The sequence below is a fragment of the Streptococcus mitis genome (genome assembly GCF_001579045.1).
Taxonomy (GTDB): Bacteria; Bacillota; Bacilli; order Lactobacillales; family Streptococcaceae; genus Streptococcus; species Streptococcus mitis_D.
Genome location: NZ_KQ970271.1, coordinates 1 through 901, shown reverse-complemented (window position 1 = coordinate 901; position 901 = coordinate 1). Strand labels below are relative to the sequence as shown.

The window sequence follows — 901 nt, the reverse complement described above, 5'->3', positions numbered from 1 at the left end:
TATATGGTTATGCTATTTTTTTTAAAAAAAATAGTGTAAAATAGAGGGTGTACTATGGTTTTTTAAACAAGTGTGGTACCAAAAATTAAAAAGTGTATCCTTTTCTTAAATTACTAAAATATTTAAGGGGGGGGTATTTTTTAGTACCTCTAAAATAAAAATAAAAAAGAGAGGCGATTAAATGAGAAAATCATATCGTGAAGAGAACGGAGAAAAGGTATTCCGTTATTCTATTCGTAAGTACCATTTTGGTGCTGCAAGTGTTGCCATAGCGGCATTAATGTTTTTTGCAAATGGTGCGGTTAAGGCAGACACTTTACCAGTATCACCTGCTACGGCGAATACTGAAAAGGTAAATGTTGGTGTTACGGAACTGACGGAAGGAGTTCCACCTAAAGGGAATCCTACAGAAAAATCAAAAGAAGAAGTAGAGGGTGATAAAACACCAGTTACTCAGAAGCTAGTGGATAAGTCTCCTCTCGTTCAGGCTATTAGTGAACTTCAAGCTGCGATTGCAAAAGCAGACGAGGAAAGTTTATTAAGTTTATCTAATCAACTTTCTCAATTAACCGATGAAAATAACCGTTTACTTAATGGAGAAAATGTTCTGAGGAAGCGATTGCAAGTCAAGTAAGTCGAGTTCAATCTTTTACAGAGCAAGTACGTCAACTTAAGTCTAAGACTGAAGATAAAGCTTCTAACAAGGAAGACAGAACTGATTCTAAAGCTCAAGATAAAAAAGAACTTAAAGTATCTGACAAAGCCGTGAATCCTACTATTCAGACTGAAGAAATCAAATCTGTTCAAAAAGATGACAACAAAGGGGAAGGCACTGCTAATAAAGATAAATTAGAAACACTTTCTAAAAGTTTAATCACTTACTTAGATACTGCTAAGAAAA

General features: G+C 34.5%; 1 protein-coding gene. It reads left to right on the top strand.

The genetic code is table 11. The features are described 5' to 3' along the window. The first annotated feature begins 181 nt into the window (after positions 1-181). Positions 182-634: a YSIRK-type signal peptide-containing protein gene (locus SMIDD28_RS11930; RefSeq protein ID WP_196756380.1), complete on the top strand. Its 453-nt coding sequence runs from the start codon at positions 182-184 to the stop codon at positions 632-634. The last annotated feature ends 267 nt before the right edge of the window (positions 635-901 follow it).

What these genes read in the sequence shown, in the direction of transcription:
- SMIDD28_RS11930 (WP_196756380.1), top strand. Translation starts at nt 182, where the DNA reads ATGAGAAAATCATATCGTGAAGAGAACGGAGAAAAGGTATTCCGTTAT.